The following is a 14631-nucleotide window of genomic DNA, read 5'->3' as shown; positions in this document are numbered from 1 at the left end:
CATTAAATGACTATTTGGTTTCAAATTGTATTGATTTTTGTCTCTATTATGACTTGTGCCTTTATTTTACGTAGCATTCGAAAATCACAAGTTCAAATCAACGATGCTATATTTTGGGTATTTTTCTCTTTAATTTTATTAGTATTTAGCATTTTCCCAGGTCTAGCAGAAGCTATCGCAAGTGCATTAGGAATTGTATCAGCAGTCAATTTTATCTTTTTATTTGTCATTTTCTTATTGCTCATCAATCAATTCCAACTCACTCTTAGATTATCTAAATTAGATACGAAATTTAAAAATTTAGTTCAAACAATCGCACTGAGGGAGAAAGATGAAAATAAAAACTAATCCTTCTGCTAAAGAGATTTATTTTTGGAATTTACTGGGGAATTTAGCAGCTTCAGGAGTTTCTGTCCTTTATCTACTGATTGTAACAAGATTAACTTCTGCCAAAGTAGCAGACCAATTTAGCTTGGCGAATTCCATTGGGACTCTTTGGATTGTTATCGGACTTTTCCAAGTCAGAAATTATCAAGGAACGGATGTGAATCAAAAGCATTCTTTCATAGGATATTTTCAAACTAGGTTGATAACAATTTTAGCGATGTTGGTCACATTGTATCCCTATTTATATATTGTCGGAGAAGGCCGTTATTCTTTTGAAACGATTTTACTGACATTTTTAATGATTTTGTATCGTATGTGGGATGCGGTATCTGATTTATTTCAAGGCTTATTTCAACAAAGAGAACGTATGGATATAGCTGGGAAAACAATGTTTTACCGTTATTCCACTAGTGTAGTTGTCCTGTTTCTTAGTATTTTGCTTTCGAAGTCTGTGATTGTAGGTTTATTTTCTTTAGTCATTTGGAATGGCTTAGTTATCATTTTTTATGAAACCAGTTTTCTTAAATATCTTGAAACGATTCAATGGAAAGAACTCTTCTCTAGCAATTACAAAAAAGATATAAAAGATATTTTTTTGGCTTGTTGGCCATTATTTGTGAATGGATTTATTTTATTATATATTTTAAACGAGCCTAAGATTATTATTGAAAAAGGCCTAAATCAAGGAGTTTTGCAGACTGGCATGCAACGTGATTTTAACATTCTTTTTATGCCTGTTTTTTTTATGAGTCTCATCATTTTAATGGTTAGACCCCTAATAACCCAAATGGCTATTTTGTGGAATCGAGAAAAGTATGTAGAATTTTCTCTAATTGTGAAAAAACTCTTGCTCTATTTATTTATAGGTGGGATAGCCGTTACGATAGTGGCTTACTTCATAGGCACCCCAATTCTTAGTTTGGTATTTGGAGTGGCGTTATCACAATACACTCTTCCTTTTGCAATTCTAATCTTTGCAGGAGTTTTATATGCTTTAGCCATTGTTTTTGAAAATATTCTAACCATTGTTCGAAAGCAACACTTATTAGTAGGTTTATATATCGTTTTATTAGTTATCACTAAGTTGGTAACAGAACCATTTATTTATCATTATCGTATGTTAGGTGCAGCACTCAGCTTTCTGATTGTTATGACCGCTTATTTAGTTGGTATTTTTGGCATTTATATGGTAGCTGGGAGAAAAAGGAAATAAGAATGAAATATGATTTAACTGTCATTATTCCCGTTTATAATACAGAAAAATATTTAAGAAGATGCTTAGATAGTATTGTCAATCAAGACAATTTAGAGAAATGCGCGATCCGCGTTATTTGTGTTAATGACGGGAGTACAGACCATTCGGAAGAGATTATTAAGGAATATGTTGAAAAATATCCATTTATTGAACTGTTTTCAAAAGAAAATGGAGGAGTGTCAGATGCAAGAAACTATGGATTAAATCAAGTTTGTGATAGTGAATATACCACTTTTATTGATCCAGATGATTGTATATATCCTAATTATTTAACGGAGTTTTTGTTAGCAAAAGGAAATGATGTTATTTATTTTGATTTTGATTTAATTGATAGTGATGAGAAATTGATAAAACATTTAAATGTCAATCCTTTCTTTAATGATAGTAAAGATTCAGATAATAATATTCGTTTATTCATGCTAACAAAACACGCTTCTTGGACTAGAATTTATAAGTCACATTTTTTTGATTTCAATTATTTTCCAAAAGGGAAAATTTATGAAGATGTTGCCTTAATGCCCTATATGACTTCAAAATGCACTAGTATTTCTTATATAAAAAAATATTTATACCGATATACAGTTGATACTTCTGGTTCAATCATGAATTCAAGCAAGTCAAATATTTTTGATATCTATGATGCTTTAGAGTATCTGTTTGCTTTATTTGGTGATGATTTTGATAAATATAAAGAAGAATTACAATATTTGGCCTTGGAACATCTATGTGTTGGTCATACCTATAGATTGTTGAAATATCCAGAAGTGAAGAAACAAGATTTTAAAGATATTATCCTCTTTATGGATAGGTACTTTGGAAAAAACTGGGAAAAGAATAAATATATCAAACGAGGTGTACAAAAAGTAAATATTCACTCTAAACTAGCTTATGTTGTACCATTGTTTTTAAAAGTATTGAAGAATGAGTGGTTTGGGTTATTATTGTTGGCAAAAAAACGCTAATATTCTATTAAAAAAGATTGGAGAATGGGTAATTGTGATAAAGAAGTCTATTAATTGGTCGTTTATGTTCAATATAAAAGACTGGTTTTATTCTTTTGTATTGAATATAACAAAACGCTGGAAATATTTATTTGGATTATGGGGCCTGTTATTCCTTACTTATTTTTATTTAGGTGGTTCAACGGCTACCATTCCAAGGACTTTATTGTTTATAACAGGTTTGGTATTTAGCATAACTATTTGTTTACCTGGAAAATTGCATAATAAGGTATTTTGGAGTATTCTTTTTTCGGGGGGGCTTTTTGTTATTTTAACTCCTGTTTTAGATGTTCCTGATGAGACTGCTCATTATTCAAGAGCTTTGTACATATCAGAAGCGCACCTCTATCTTCCCAAAAAGTCTTCAGAGTTTAGAGTTTCTAAGGATGCTGTAGAAGCTGAAAAAGTATTTAAAAAACCGTTGATACATTCTGGGTTAGATAAAGTTAAGACCTCTTCACAAACTGCACGTTATCCTAAATTTTTAGCAACGAATGCTTCATCGTTTATTCCTTATTTACCCCAAGTATTTGGCTTGACAATCGCTAAGATTTTAGGATCAAGTGTTCTATCTTCAATCATTTTAGGGCGTTTATGTAATCTTTTGGCTTATGCGTTGTTAATTAGGTTAGCTATAAAAAAAGCTAAGGGGAAAGAATTATTGTTCGCAAGTCTAGGGATGCTACCAATGAGTGTATATTTAGCATCTTCTTTCAGTACAGACGGTATGGTGAACGGGTTTCTCTTTTTGATTATTGCTTTGTTTTGTGAGTATGTTCAAAAAGATAAGGTTTCTTTATTAGATATTCTATTATTTGCAACATTATGTTTAATAATGACTACCATGAAATTGCCATATGTATTATTGATAGGATTGTTATTATTTATACCAAAAAAGAAATTACCAGATCGGTATACTTATGTATTTATTATTGGGCTCATTTTGCTAGTAGGAATTTTAAGCTTCTTTTGGTTGCGTTTATCTAGTAATATTAATATGAATCAGGTAACTTCTGATGTAAACCCAGTTGAAAAGATTAAATACACAATAGGACATATGAATGAATTTTCAAGAATGATTGTGCAAGAGTGGGTGAATTTAATTCCAAATAAAATCCCTTCCCTGTTTACATTTGGCTGGTTAACCTATGGTTTAGGAAACTTACTATGGTTCTATTTAATATTTATCAGTTGTGTCATATTTATGATACCTCAATATAATCCTTTACCTAAAATTAGTAAATATGGAACTTTTTTAGTCGGTGTTGGAATTACGTTTGGCATTTTGATGACAGCCTATTTAATGTGGGGGAAAGTTAATGAAATTGCTATTCAAGGTGTTCAAGGTAGATATTTTACTGGGGTTATCTTACTTTTAGGTTTAACGTTTAATAGTATTAAGCTATTTGTGCCGATATACCCTACACTCTCTTCAGAAGAAGAGGAGAAAAGAGATACCTTTGTTTTATTTATTGCATTGGTCTTTATAATGATGTCTGTTGTGTTAACAGTACTTCAATATTATGGTCTTAAAATTTGATAGCTAAAGTTAGGAGTGATGTAAAATGAAAAAAGCACTAAGCGGTTTTGTTTTATTGATATTAATGACACTGTTAGGAGTTGAAAAGGCTAGCGCTGACAATGAAGGCTTAGAAATGTACCGTCTGTATAATCCAAATAGTGGCGAACATTTTTATACAGCTAATTGGAATGAAAAAGAAATGCTTTCAAGAGTTGGCTGGCGTTATGAGGGGAGTGGTTGGGTTGCTCCTTTGCAAGGACAAGATGTATATAGAATGTACAATCCTAATGCTGGCGATCATCATTATACTTTGAATGCTAATGAAAGAGATTTTCTGATTAAGTCAGGATGGAGATATGAAGGAGTGGCTTGGAAATCTTCTGGCCAGTATCCATTGTATAGACTTTATAATCCAAATGCTAGAGCAGGTAGTCATCATTACACATTATCTGAAGCAGAAAAAGTGCATTTAACTAACGTTGGTTGGCGTTATGAAGGTATTAGTTGGTATGCTATTGGGTTAGGAGCTCCAACCTCTCATCAATCGTCTTCTAATTCAGGAAATATAGCTAATCCAGAAATGTATCCAAATTGTGAAGCTGCTCGAAGAGCCGGTGTAACTCCTATTTATCGTGGACAGCCTGGTTATAGTAGTAAATTGGATAGAGATGGAGATGGGGTCGCTTGTGAATAGTTAGCAAATCATTTATTTTTAAATAGTCCTTTTAAAGTTAGGCTTTATTCCTAACTTTTTATTTTTATGTTAGAATATATTTAACGACATAAGGAGGCTAAAATGACAATTTCAATCATCGTTCCTTGTTTTAACGAGGAAGAGTCGCTTCCGTTGTTTTATGCGGAAATGGAAAAAATTAAATTTCAGCTAAATGATCATTTTGAATACATCTTTGTCAATGACGGCTCAAAAGATAGAACCTTAGCTATTTTACGAGAACTCAATCAGAAAAATAATAGTGTTCGTTATCTTTCTTTTTCGAGAAATTTTGGAAAAGAAGCAGCTCTGTATGCGGGTCTCAAACATGCAACTGGTGATTTAGTGACTGTCATGGATGCGGATTTGCAAGATCCTCCGGAACTTTTACTTACAATGAAATCCATGCTGGAGAAGAATCCAGATTTGGATTGTGTGGGGACACGACGGACAACGCGTGATGGAGAACCTCCAATTCGTAGCTTTTTTGCTAAGATGTTTTATAAATTGATCAATAAAATTAGTCAAGTTGAAATGGTGGACGGTGCGCGGGATTTCCGTCTCATGCGCCGACAAATGGTAGATGCCATTTTAGAAGTTTCTGAGTACAATCGTTTTTCCAAGGGAATATTTGCATGGGTTGGATTTAGAACGGAATATTTGGAATATAAGAATGTAGAACGAGTTGCAGGAAAAACCAGTTGGAGTTTCTGGCAATTATTGAATTATTCTTTAGAAGGGATTATCAACTTTTCAGATGCCCCTTTGACAATAGCTTTTTTGGGAGGTGTTGCTGCCTGTTTATTGGCATTCTTCCTTATCATGATTGTCATTGTTCGTACGTTGATTTTTGGCGATCCAACATCTGGCTGGCCTTCTATGGTGTCGATTATTCTTTTTCTAGGTGGTTTTCAGTTGTTGACAATTGGCATTCTTGGTAAATACATTGGGAAAATTTTCATGGAAACCAAAAAAAGACCAATTTACGTGATTAAAGAGAAGAGCAAGTAGAAAGCAGATTTTTTCTGCTTTTTTTGATATAATGAATTTATTGAATGTTTATTATTCAGAAAGGAATTTCAAATGATTTTAATTACAGGGGCTAACGGACAGCTTGGGACAGAACTTCGTTATCTTTTAGATGAACGCAACGAAGAGTATGTGGCAGTTGACGTGGCAGAAATGGATATTACAAATGCCGAAATGGTTGAGAAGGTTTTTGCAGAAGTGAAGCCAAGTCTTGTCTACCACTGTGCTGCCTATACAGCTGTGGACGCAGCAGAAGATGAAGGTAAAGAACTGGATTATGCAATCAATGTCACAGGAACTGAAAATGTTGCTAAAGCAGCAGAAAAGCATGGTGCAACACTTGTTTACATTTCTACAGACTATGTTTTTGCTGGAGATAAGCCAGTTGGGCAGGAATGGGAAGTAGATGATCAACCAGACCCTCAGACAGAATATGGTCGCACGAAGCGCATGGGAGAGGAATTGGTTGAGAAATATTCTAGCCGTTTCTACATTATCCGCACAGCTTGGGTCTTTGGAAATTATGGAAAGAACTTTGTTTTCACTATGCAGAATTTAGCGAAAACACATAAAACTTTGACTGTTGTGAATGACCAACACGGTCGTCCAACTTGGACGCGTACGTTGGCTGAATTTATGACGTACTTAGCAGAAAATCAAAAAGAATTTGGCTATTATCATTTGTCAAATGATGCCACAGAAGATACGACTTGGTATGATTTTGCAGTGGAAATCTTAAAAGATACAGATGTCGAAGTTTTGCCAGTGGACTCTAGTAAGTTTCCAGCGAAAGCGAAGCGGCCACTCAATTCTACCATGAGTCTAGCTAAAGCTAAGGCAACAGGCTTTGTCATCCCAACTTGGCAAGATGCCCTCAAGGAATTTTATAAACAAGGAAAGAAATAAGGTAGAAGCAGCCGAAAGGTTGCTTTTCTTTTCTATTTTATGTTACACAAACGATTTATAAAGTGATATAATAGATTAGATTGCAAAATCTTGAATTGAGGGAAATCATGAAACATGTATTCATCATCGGAAGTCGTGGCCTTCCTGCTAAATATGGTGGGTTTGAAACCTTTGTTGAGAAATTAGTGGAGAACCGTATATCTCCTCAAATCCAATACCATGTAGCTTGTTTATCAGATGATGAAGCTTATCATCATTTTGATTACAAAGGCGTAGATTGTTTTACGATTAAAGCACCAAAACTTGGTCCAGCTCGTGTTATTGCTTATGATATGATAGCAATCAACTACGCACTTACATTAGTCAAGCAACAACAGATTGAGCGTCCTATTTTCTATATCCTAGGAAATACAATTGGAACTTTTATCGCACCTTTTGCTCGAAAAATTCACCATGCTGGTGGTATCTTTTATATCAATCCTGATGGACTTGAGTGGAAACGCGCTAAGTGGTCTAAGCCCGTTCAAAATTACCTCAAATATTCTGAGAAAGTGATGACCAAGCATGCCGATTTGGTGATTTCGGACAATCAAGGAATTGAAAGCTATATCCAGAAAGCTTATCCGTGGGCTAAAACCACCTTTATTGCCTATGGGACCGATTTGCGCTTGTCATCTTTAACTGCTCAGGATGAAAAAGTTCGCCACTTTTTTGACACGTGGGCAAGTAAGGAAAAAGGTTATTATTTGATTGTTGGGCGTTTTGTTCCAGAAAATAACTATGAAATCATCATTCGTGAGTTTATGAAGTCACAGACGCAACGAGACTTGCTGATTGTCTGCAATCATCAAGGTAATGCTTATTTTGAAGAACTACGACAAAAAACAAATTTTGACCGAGATGAGCGGATTAAGTTTGTCGGTACTGTTTATGATCAAGATTTATTGAAGTATATTCGCAATCAAGCGTTTGCTTATATTCATGGTCATGAGGTCGGCGGCACCAATCCTGGTCTCTTAGAAGCCTTAGCTCAGACAGATTTGAATTTGGTCTTGGGTGTGGACTTTAACCGACAAGTGGCAAAAGAAACAGCTCTTTACTGGGATAAGAAAGAAAACAGCCTAGTTGATTGCATTCATCAGGTAGATAAACAGTCCGACTTTTCAGATCTAGGTCAAGCTGCGAAAGAAAACATGAAAGAACACTACACTTGGGAAAAAATTGTGGGTGAATACGAGGAATTATTTTTATCATGAAAGTGACTATTCTCATGTCCACCTACAATGGTGAACGGTTTTTAGCAGAACAAATTGAAAGTATTCGGCAGCAGACCCATACAGACTGGCAGCTGTTAATCCGAGATGATGGTTCTAAAGACAGAACGCGTGAGATTATTCAAGATTTTTGTCAAAAAGATAATCGCATTCATTTTGTGAATCCTGATAGCGTTGAAAATCTTGGTGTTATCAAAAGTTTCTTTTATCTTTTGAAATATCAAGAGTCAGATATTTACTTTTTTAGCGATCAAGATGATGTCTGGCTACCTGAGAAAGTAGAAATGCAGCTAGAAGAAGCGATTAAACACGATACCAGTCAGCCTTTGCTGGTTTACACGGATTTAAAAGTTGTAGATCAAGAGTTAAATGTCGTACATGAAAGTATGATTCGTACACAGTCTGACCATGCAAACACGGAACTGCTCCAAGAATTAACAGAAAATACTGTTACAGGCGGCGTTTCGATGATTAACCAAGCTCTGGCTGACTTGTGGACAGGCCAAGAAGCTCATGATCTTCTCATGCATGACTGGTATTTGGCTTTGCTGGCAGCAGCCTTTGGCCACTTAGTCTATATAGATCGACCAAGTGAATTGTATCGGCAACATTCGAATAATGTTTTAGGTGCAAGAACACTCAGAAAAAGAATGCAAAATTGGATTCGCCCGCATATTCTCTTCGCAAAATATTGGAAATTGATTCAAGACAGCCAAGAACAAGCAAGGAATTTATTAGCTTTGCCTTTGGCTACTCAAAATAAAGAACTGATTGAAAATTTTGTGACAATCATGGAAGTCCCGTTTATGGAACGCTTGCGTCGTCTTCAAAAATATGGTTATCGAAAGAATCGTGCCTTCCACACTTTTGTCTTTACAACACTCATTCTTACAAAATTTGCTTATAAGGAGTAATGATGGACTTATTTAGTCGAAAAAATATGATTCTCTTACGCGAGATGATTAAAACAGATTTTAAATTACGGTATCAAGGGAGCTTGATTGGGCATTTATGGTCAATTTTGAAGCCCTTGCTCTTATTTACGATTATGTATTTAGTTTTTGTGCGCTTCTTGAGATTTGATGATGGAACGCCACATTATGCTATCGGTCTTTTAATCGGTATGGTAACTTGGAATTTCTTCTCTGAAGCTACAAATATGGGGATGATGTCTATCGTTTCTCGTGGTGATTTGCTTCGGAAACTGAACTTTTCAAAAGAGATTATTGTTATTTCTTCAGTTGTTGGTGCAGCAATTAACTACTCTATTAATTTATTGGTCGTTTTCATCTTTGCTTTGGTTAATGGAGTAGCAGTATCCATTGGCTGGCTTACAGTTATTCCATTATTTGTTGAATTGATTTTATTTTCAACAGGAATCGCTTTTGTGTTGGCGACGTTATTTGTTAAATATAGAGATATTGGTCCGATTTGGGAAGTGGTGATGCAAGCAGGAATGTATGCGACACCTATTATCTACTCTCTTACCTTTATTTTGCAACGTGGTCAGGTAACAATTGCAAAACTCATGATGCTAAATCCTTTGGCACAGATTATTCAAGATTTGCGGCACTATATTGTTTTTTCAGGAAGCATGCGTGGCTGGGATTTAATTGGTCATAAAGGTGTTGCTATGGTACCCTATATTCTTCCTTTCTTTATCTTTGGAATTGGGTATTATATTTTCCACAAAAATGCTAAGAGATTCGCGGAGATTTTATAATGTCAGATAAAAAAATTGCAGTAAAAGTTGATCATGTCAGCAAGTATTTTAAACTTCCTACTGAAGCAACGCAAAGTTTACGTACCAATTTAGTCAATTATTTTAAGGGGATTAAAGGCTATACGGAACAACATGTTTTAAAAGATATTAACTTTGAGGTCGAAGAAGGTGATTTCTTTGGGATTGTTGGCCGTAATGGTTCAGGAAAGTCCACTCTTTTAAAAATCATTTCTCAAATTTATGTCCCTGAGAAAGGAAAAGTCACTGTTAATGGGAAAATGGTTTCTTTTATTGAACTTGGTGTCGGCTTTAACCCAGAATTAACTGGACGTGAAAATGTCTATATGAACGGTGCCATGCTTGGTTTTACAACAGAAGAAATTGATGCTATGTACGATGATATCGTTGATTTTGCTGAGTTACATGAATTTATGAATCAAAAACTGAAGAATTATTCAAGCGGAATGCAAGTTCGTTTGGCGTTTTCGGTCGCGATTAAAGCACAAGGTGATGTTCTCATTCTTGATGAAGTTCTTGCAGTCGGTGATGAAGCTTTCCAGAGAAAATGTAACGATTATTTCTTAGAACGAAAAAAATCTGGGAAAACAACCATTCTTGTTACGCACGACATGGGCGCTGTTAAGAAATATTGCAATAAAGCTGTTTTGATTGAGGACGGATTGATTAAGGCGATTGGAAATCCGGATGATGTTGCGAATCAATATAGCTTTGATAATGCGATTCAACCAACACAAGAAAAAGCTGCTGCTTCAGAGAATAAAACGAAACAAGTTGCATTGGTTGAAAATTTTGAAGTAAAATTGTTATCTCCAAATCAAGTAACACCAGACGATGAATTGAAGTTTGAATTTACTTTTACACAGCTTCAAGATATTGAGACTCATATTGCTATGTCGTTCGTTGATATAAACACTAATTATGGCTATTACAATGATAATTCTATGGATTTAAAAATTAGTGGAACAGGAGAAAAGAAAGTCATCTATACATGCAAACTTCCTTATTTAAATCATGCTCGTTTAAGATTGGAAGCAACCATTCGTGATTCTGACAAACGTGTTTTAGCCTTTGCCGTATCTTCAAAAGCTCCAATCGTCTTTATTGAACGGAATGATATTCCAGAGGATGACGAATCAGCACTAGATTCGGCAACAGGTTTACTTGTTAGAAATGGAAGTTGGCAAGAATCGCACACATAAAACTTTACAAAGCGAGGGCTTAATATGGTAAAGCGTATTTTATTTATCTCTCCAACTGGAACTTTAGATAATGGAGCCGAGAAATCAATAACGAATTTAATGGTTTATTTATCTGAAATAGGCTATGACATTTACAACGTCTATCCTGAAAACGGGCACCCAACTCATGCAAGTTATGAAAGCAAGCTGTCGAATGCCAATGTTCATTTATTTCCACTATCTACGATAAAATGGTGGTGGGAAGAAGCACCAGGCGATCGTCTCTTTTCTAAGGAAGAAAGGGTAATATATTATCAAAAGAATATTAAAGAAATACGGGATATTATTGTTGAGCAAGATATTAATTTAGTTATTTCTAACACAGCAAATGTTTTTCAAGGAGCTGTAGCTGCAGCCTGTGAGAATATTCCACATTTTTGGCTTATTCATGAATTTCCAGAGAGAGAATTTCAATATTATACTAAAAAAATGAATTTTATTTTTGAGAATTCGGATAAAGTTTTTTCTGTACGAGGAAATCTAGCTCAAACATTAGCTGCGCTAAACAACAATCCTGCTAATTTAGAAACATTTATTCCTTACACACAATTTACATCTGAAGTTTTGGGCAAGTCTAATCAAAGAAGAATCGTATCAATTGGTGTCATAAATGAAAATAAAAATCAAATTGAGCTTCTCAAAGCCTATAAAAAACTGAGTCACTATGATATTCCCTTAATTTTTATTGGCGGCTGGCAAAAAGAGGCGAAAAAGGAATGCGATGCTTTTATTGAGAAGTATGAATTAACTAATGTCCAATTTTTAGGTTATAATGACCAGCCGTGGACAGAAGTGACAGATTCAGATATTTGTGTGTACACCTCTAAATCCGAAGCCTTTCCTCTTGTTTTCATTGAATCTATTTTAAGGGGAGTTCCTACAATAGTTTCAAATAATAATGGCTATAAATCAGTGAAAGAGTATTTTGATGTAGGTACAACCTATCAGCTAGGAAATATTGATTCATTGGCTGATGAGATGGCAGATGTTCTTGAAAATTTCGATATAAATAAGAGTAATGCAGTTCTTGCAAGTGAGAGAGCTAAACAGCTTTACACGCTTGATAAGTGTTATGATAATTTACTTGCACATCTAGCATCTCTTTCAACAAGAACAGAGAAATCACTACAAGCTATTAGCTCCTTGCTAGGAGAAACGTTGCCAAATCATTCCATATTGAATATAAAGAAGCAGCGTATTACGATTTTTTATGCACGGGCAGATGAAGAATTTTCGGAAACAAATAGTCTGAAATTCCCATTACAGTATGCAGATGAGCTTTATTTTCAGATTCCACATGAAGCAGCTAGATTGAGAATTGATTTATCTGAGATTCCCAATTATTATAAAAACGTTAGTCTAAAAACTTATCATAAACAAACAGAGTTGAAAGTTGCCTTTACAAACGGACTCTTGCTTTCTAATGAATTGCTTTTCGGGAAAAATGATCCTCAACTTCATTATCAGATTGATGATGTTGAGGATTCAGAATTTCTTTTTTCGTATGAAATGAAAGATATTTCTGATCCTATGAAAGAAGGTTCAGTTTTGACTGAACTATCAGAGGCGAATGAAGTTAACCAGAAATTGCTGGAGAACATTACGAATTTGGAAGAGCGCATTCACCAGTTAGAATGTAATTATCAAGAATTAGTTCATGAACACAATGCGGTTATAGGGAGCCGACGCTGGATAATTCCGACTAAAATTATTAACTTCTTTAGGAGAAGACAATGAAACGATTATTAATTTATGTTCATTTTAACAAATACGACCATATCAGTCGACATGTATTTTACCAAATTGAACATATGCGACCTTTATTTGAAAAACTTATTTTTATTTCAAATAGTCAGTTAAGCCTATCTGAAGTGGAAAAACTTCGTGACAAAAAGCTGATTGATGAATTTATTCAACGTGAAAATACTGGCTATGATTTTGGAGCTTGGCATGATGGCATGGCTTTAGTCGGTTTTGATAAGTTGAAAGAATATGATTCAATTACCGTAATGAACGATACCTGTTTTGGTCCACTTTGGGATATGGAACCTATTTATCAAAGATATGAGTCTGATCCAGAAGTAGATTTTTGGGGAATGACAAATCATCAAGAAGTAAAACAAAGAAATCTGTTCATTAATGAGCATCTTCAATCTTATTTTATTTCTTTTAAAAAGAGACTCGTTCAGTCAACTGTATTTCAAAACTTCTGGCAATCAATTGAAAATTATATAGATGTACAAAAGGTTATTGATAATTATGAGACCCAGTACACTAAGAAATTTGTAGATGCAGGTTTTAAATACCAGACAATTTTGGATACAGTGCCTTTAAAGGATGACTTCTTCCATAGTAACTTCACAATTCATTATCCGCATGTTTTGTTGGAAAATCACGTTCCTTTTATTAAGATAAAAACGTTTGATTTAACTCAACATTTAGCCCCTTACTTACTGCAAGAGATTGAAAAGGTATCAGATTATCCGACAGAATTTATTTTATCTCACATGTCTGATATGAGTTTACCAACGCCTCCATATTTGCTTGATAGAAAAGTATTAAAAGATAATCAACTTCAGTATTCAAATCAAAAGAAAGTTGCGGTGCATCTCCATACTTATTATGTAGATCTTTTGGAAGTGTTTTTAACGGCTTTTGAAAATTTTCATTTTGATTATGATTTGTTTTTGACAACAGATTCTGAGAAAAAGAAAGCAGAAATTGAGAAGATTCTAACAGAACGTGGTAAGGTAGGCAAAGTTTATATTACTGGAAATCTCGGTCGTGATGTTATTCCGATGTTAAAACTCAAAAATGAACTATCAAAATATGATTATATTGGTCATTTTCATACGAAAAAATCTCCAGAATATCCGCATTGGGTAGGAGATTCATGGAGAAATGAACTTTTTGATATGTTAATCAAACCGGCGGATAAAATTATGGCTAGTTTGGAAAGTGATGAACGGTTAGGTTTAGTTATTGCTGATATTCCAACTTTTTTCCGTTATACAAAGATTGTTGATCCGTGGAATGAGAATAAATTTGCAGATGATATGAATTTACTCTGGGAACGAATGAATATTAAACGGTCTATAGATTTCAATCAATTAAATACATTTATCATGAGTTATGGAACCTTTATTTGGTTCAAATATGATGCTCTAAAGCCTTTATTTGATTTGAATTTGCAAGATGCTGATATTCCAGCAGAACCATTGCCTCAACATACCATTCTACATTCCATTGAGCGAATTTTAGTTTATTTAGCTTGGTCTCAACGTTATGACTATGCAATCTCTAAAAATGAGATTTATATCACTCCTTTTGTGGATAATATCGTTTTAAATATCCGTCCAGATACCCTGCCAAATACATATATAAACTTTGACAATATTGGCGGCATTAAAGGTGCTCTGAAATATATCTATCGTGGACCAGGGAGTGCTGTTAAATATTTGCTGAGAAGATTAAAAAGAAGAATTATTTCTTGAAGCTTTTCAAGTTGATTTTATCTTATAACAAACATTGAGGAAATTTCTTTATTAAAGACTACTTAGATT

Annotated in this window: 13 protein-coding genes; all 13 read left to right on the top strand. The window is 34.3% G+C overall.

The genetic code is table 11. The features are described from left to right. The first annotated feature begins 6 nt into the window (after positions 1-6). The 13 genes from IYQ23_RS01500 (at position 7) to IYQ23_RS01440 (ending at position 14562) form a co-directional block, all read left to right on the top strand. Positions 7-348, top strand: a complete 342-nt coding sequence (locus IYQ23_RS01500; protein ID WP_003037340.1) for a DUF2304 domain-containing protein — start codon at positions 7-9, stop codon at positions 346-348. Continuing rightward, the gene (locus IYQ23_RS01495) at positions 332-1600 is read left to right on the top strand and encodes a lipopolysaccharide biosynthesis protein (RefSeq protein WP_195673878.1); all 1269 of its coding nucleotides are present in this window, start codon (positions 332-334) and stop codon (positions 1598-1600) included. Before IYQ23_RS01500 ends, IYQ23_RS01495 begins: the two co-directional genes overlap by 17 nt. Positions 1601-1602: 2 nt before the next feature. Next, complete coding sequence (locus IYQ23_RS01490; RefSeq protein WP_059220593.1) at positions 1603-2604, top strand: glycosyltransferase family 2 protein; 1002 nt, start codon at positions 1603-1605, stop codon at positions 2602-2604. A 64-nt stretch (positions 2605-2668) separates the two neighbouring features. Continuing rightward, complete coding sequence (locus tag IYQ23_RS01485; protein WP_229311906.1) at positions 2669-4183, top strand: DUF2142 domain-containing protein; 1515 nt, start codon at positions 2669-2671, stop codon at positions 4181-4183. A 25-nt stretch (positions 4184-4208) separates the two neighbouring features. Continuing rightward, positions 4209-4859 carry an excalibur calcium-binding domain-containing protein gene (locus tag IYQ23_RS01480; protein WP_049533017.1) on the top strand — a complete coding sequence of 217 codons (651 nt, stop codon included), beginning with the start codon at positions 4209-4211 and terminating at the stop codon, positions 4857-4859. 102 nt (positions 4860-4961) lie between these two features. Further along, the gene (locus tag IYQ23_RS01475; RefSeq protein WP_117644614.1) at positions 4962-5888 is read left to right on the top strand and encodes a glycosyltransferase family 2 protein; all 927 of its coding nucleotides are present in this window, start codon (positions 4962-4964) and stop codon (positions 5886-5888) included. Positions 5889-5960: 72 nt separating this feature from the next. After that, positions 5961-6812 carry a dTDP-4-dehydrorhamnose reductase gene (gene rfbD / locus IYQ23_RS01470; RefSeq protein ID WP_003025193.1) on the top strand — a complete coding sequence of 284 codons (852 nt, stop codon included), beginning with the start codon at positions 5961-5963 and terminating at the stop codon, positions 6810-6812. Positions 6813-6919: 107 nt separating this feature from the next. Beyond that, positions 6920-8068 carry a beta 1-4 rhamnosyltransferase Cps2T gene (gene cps2T / locus IYQ23_RS01465; protein ID WP_195673877.1) on the top strand — a complete coding sequence of 383 codons (1149 nt, stop codon included), beginning with the start codon at positions 6920-6922 and terminating at the stop codon, positions 8066-8068. Then, on the top strand, positions 8065-9000 hold the full coding sequence (locus tag IYQ23_RS01460) for a glycosyltransferase family 2 protein (protein WP_049533021.1): 936 nt from the start codon (positions 8065-8067) through the stop codon (positions 8998-9000). Before cps2T ends, IYQ23_RS01460 begins: the two co-directional genes overlap by 4 nt. A 2-nt stretch (positions 9001-9002) precedes the next feature. Continuing rightward, a complete protein-coding gene (locus tag IYQ23_RS01455) occupies positions 9003-9809 on the top strand; it encodes an ABC transporter permease (protein WP_003040405.1) in 807 nt (268 codons plus the stop codon). Then, a complete protein-coding gene (locus IYQ23_RS01450) occupies positions 9809-11029 on the top strand; it encodes an ABC transporter ATP-binding protein (protein WP_003040182.1) in 1221 nt (406 codons plus the stop codon). Before IYQ23_RS01455 ends, IYQ23_RS01450 begins: the two co-directional genes overlap by 1 nt. Positions 11030-11053: 24 nt before the next feature. After that, positions 11054-12805 (top strand): glycosyltransferase, encoded by a 1752-nt coding sequence (locus tag IYQ23_RS01445; protein ID WP_195673876.1) that lies wholly within the window; start codon positions 11054-11056, stop codon positions 12803-12805. Beyond that, positions 12802-14562, top strand: a complete 1761-nt coding sequence (locus tag IYQ23_RS01440) for a rhamnan synthesis F family protein (RefSeq protein WP_070584178.1) — start codon at positions 12802-12804, stop codon at positions 14560-14562. The genes IYQ23_RS01445 and IYQ23_RS01440 overlap by 4 nt, the downstream gene beginning before the upstream one ends. Positions 14563-14631: the final 69 nt, after the last annotated feature.

It is taken from the genome of Streptococcus sp. HF-100 (assembly GCF_015594635.1).
In the GTDB taxonomy this organism is placed as follows: Bacteria; Bacillota; Bacilli; order Lactobacillales; family Streptococcaceae; genus Streptococcus; species Streptococcus vaginalis.
The sequence above is the reverse complement of the archived record's forward strand: the minus strand, read 5'-3'. Positions and strand labels throughout refer to the sequence as shown.